The organism is Scandinavium sp. (genome assembly GCF_051650185.1).
Taxonomy (GTDB): domain Bacteria; phylum Pseudomonadota; class Gammaproteobacteria; order Enterobacterales; family Enterobacteriaceae; genus Scandinavium.
Window position 1 is genome coordinate 1 of record NZ_JBOFIN010000111.1, and the last position, 2816, is coordinate 2816.

The 2816-nt window shown below is 51.5% G+C and carries 3 protein-coding genes; 1 reads left to right on the plus strand and 2 read right to left on the minus strand.

Annotation, left to right across the window (positions count from 1 at the left end; translation table 11 throughout):
• Positions 1 to 206 precede the first annotated feature (206 nt).
• A complete protein-coding gene (dacB, locus tag ACRCWW_RS14935; RefSeq protein ID WP_438683106.1) occupies positions 207 to 1640 on the minus strand; it encodes a serine-type D-Ala-D-Ala carboxypeptidase in 1434 nt (477 codons plus the stop codon).
• Between the two features lie 247 nt (positions 1641 to 1887).
• On the opposite strand from dacB, the gene greA reads away from it, so the two are divergent.
• Positions 1888 to 2364 (plus strand): transcription elongation factor GreA, encoded by a 477-nt coding sequence (greA, locus tag ACRCWW_RS14940; RefSeq protein ID WP_330983972.1) that lies wholly within the window; start codon positions 1888 to 1890, stop codon positions 2362 to 2364.
• Between the two features lie 141 nt (positions 2365 to 2505).
• Here greA and yhbY read toward each other — a convergent pair whose 3' ends face one another.
• Positions 2506 to 2799 carry a ribosome assembly RNA-binding protein YhbY gene (gene yhbY, locus ACRCWW_RS14945; RefSeq protein WP_330983971.1) on the minus strand — a complete coding sequence of 98 codons (294 nt, stop codon included), beginning with the start codon at positions 2797 to 2799 and terminating at the stop codon, positions 2506 to 2508.
• Between the last annotated feature and the right edge of the window lie 17 nt (positions 2800 to 2816).

The window sequence follows — 2816 nt, forward strand, 5'->3', positions numbered from 1 at the left end:
TACGCAGAGAATCGTAACGGGATACCAAATCAAGTGCCTGTCCAATGAGCATAAAAAAATCCGGAAACGAGTGAGCGTTTCCGGATTCTTACACAGCCACTGGATCGGTCAACTGATCCTTAACTGATCGGCATTACTCCCAATGGGAGCCTTTTTTGTAGGCCGGGTAAGCGAAACGTCACCCGGCAACTTAATGTCGCCGCTCGTTAGTTATTCTGGTAAATGTCTTTATACAATCGGCTTTCGAAACGCACCAACGGAATGCGACGATTACGCTGGTCCGCAGGTTCTACCGCGTAGCCCGACAGATACTGCACAAAGGCCATACGCTGGCCGCTGGCCGTCGTGATAAAACCCGCCAGGTTATAAACGCCCTGCAATGAGCCCGTTTTCGCGGAGACTTTACCATCCACACCCGCCTGATGCAGACCCGCTCGGTATTGCAGAGAGCCGTCATAACCCGCCAACGGCAGCATAGAGATGAAATTCAACTCGGTGTCATGCTGCGCAATGTATTGCAGCACCTGCATCATGGTCGCTGGAGCGATCAGGTTATGGCGAGAAAGCCCGGAACCGTCGGCAATAATGGTGTTGCCTAAATCAACGCCAGCCTGCTGACGGAGGATCTGACGGACGGCGTCTGATCCTGCACGCCAGGTTCCCGGTACGCCGAAACGAGCATGACCAATCATGCGAAAGACAGTATCGGCTATCATGTTGTCGGATTTTTTCAGCATGATCTTCAACAGATCGTGAAGCGGTGCCGACTGCTTACTGGCGATCACCGTGCCAGGATCGTTGGTTAGCGTCTGGCGTAACAATGTGCCCGAATAGGTAATACCGGCTTGCTTGAGCTCATCCTTAAGGATCGCACCGGCGTAGCTTGCGCCATCCTGAATGGCGAACGCCAGCGGTAAAGGCTCCGAACGCTGTGGCAAACAACCTGTCAGCGTGTAACGGTTCAGATCGCCCGGAACAACATCCAGCTCGCAGTATTGCGCTTCACCGGACCCTTTTTGCAGGGTGCGAACCTGGCTGAACATCGTCACTGGATAGTAAGATGCGACGCGAATGAACGCTAAATCGCCGGGTTTTTGCGCACTATAGAGTGAAACAGAGAAGCAGTTACGATCGACAATCGCTGCCGCAGGAGGGGCGCTGAAGCACTGTGTGAGATCGTTCCAGGGCCAGCCCGGGGCCTTATCGTGGCTAGCGAAAATGGAGGTGTCGATCAGCACATTGCCTTCAATTTGCTGGACGCCTGATTTTTTCAGAACCGCCACCATATTGCGGATATCCTGCCGTTTTAACGTAGGATCGCCACCAAATCGCGCAATTAAGTCACCTTTCAGAATGCCGTTATCAACGCTACCTTTACTTTCCAGTGTTGTGGTAAAGCGAAAATCGGGACCCAGTTGCAGCAGTGCCGCCAGGGCGGTAAGAACCTTCTGGGTACTTGCCGGCAGGGCCATCTGCTGGCTGTGATAATCAATGTCGGGAGCCTGTGCGCCGACTTTTTGTACCATAAGAGCAAGATTGGCGCCGGCGGGGAGCTGAGTCACGTACTGCTCGACGTTCGCGGCCTGGACGCTAAATGCTAAACTGGTGGTCAATCCGATGATAAATCTGGAAAATCGCATATTCTCGCGCTAACAACCTGGAAACAAACCGTCATACTACGGCGCAAAGCCCTGTAAAGTAAACGATGACCCATAGTGAACTTCAGGGTAAAATACGCATCAAACAGAAAAATTGCTGCTGGCCTGGAAATTTTGTTCCGGGTCAGTTTTCTTTTTGCTTTTCTCCTGGTAAGCCCGTGGGTTGAGGGAGAAAGTACAGGGGCGCAGCGTAAGCTGTACCTCAAGGAATGATGAAGAGGTAAAACCCATGCAAGCTATTCCGATGACCTTACGTGGTGCTGAAAAACTGCGCGAAGAGCTGGAGTACCTGAAATCCGTTCGTCGCCCTGAAATCATTGCGGCCATTGCCGATGCCCGTGAACACGGCGATCTGAAAGAGAACGCTGAGTATCACGCCGCGCGTGAGCAGCAGGGCTTCTGCGAAGGGCGTATCAAGGATATTGAAGCGAAACTTTCCAACGCTCAGGTTATCGATATCACCAAAATGCCGAACACCGGCCGCGTGATTTTTGGTGCCACCGTACAGGTGCTGAATCTGGATAACGATGAAGAGACGAGCTGGCGTATCGTCGGCGATGATGAGGCTGATTTTAAGCAGAATCTCATCTCCGTTAACTCGCCTATCGCACGGGGCCTGATTGGTAAAGAGCAGGACGACGTGGTGACTATTCAGACGCCTGGCGGCGAAGTTGAATATGAGATAGTCAAAGTGGATTACCTGTAATCTGACTTTGTTGACGCAATGTAAAGATAAGAAAAAGGCCGCATAGCGGCCTTTTATCAACGTTGAGAGCGTGGCATTTTGCTCACCTGCCCGCGAAAACCCCTCGTTTTACACATCACACGTGTTCAATTCAGGTTAATCTTAACGTGGCAGCGAGATTTTACGCTCTGCTGTTGGGCGATACAGAACCAGCGTCTTACCGATGACCTGTACGTTACAGGCGCCGGTTTCGCGAACGATAGCTTCCACGATAAGGACTTTAGTCTCGCGATCTTCCGAGGCGATTTTCACCTTGATGAGTTCGTGGTGTTGCAACGCTTGTTCAATCTCGGCCAGTACCCCTTCGGTCAAACCATTGTTGCCAAGCATAACTACCGGCTTGAGCGGATGTGCCAGACCTTTCAGGTGCTGTTTTTGTTTAGTACTCAGATTCATCGTATATTTTTGCTTAC

What these genes read in the sequence shown, in the direction of transcription:
- dacB (WP_438683106.1), bottom strand. Translation starts at nt 1,640, where the DNA reads ATGCGATTTTCCAGATTTATCATCGGATTGACCACCAGTTTAGCATTT.
- yhbY (WP_330983971.1), bottom strand. Translation starts at nt 2,799, where the DNA reads ATGAATCTGAGTACTAAACAAAAACAGCACCTGAAAGGTCTGGCACAT.
- greA (WP_330983972.1), top strand. Translation starts at nt 1,888, where the DNA reads ATGCAAGCTATTCCGATGACCTTACGTGGTGCTGAAAAACTGCGCGAA.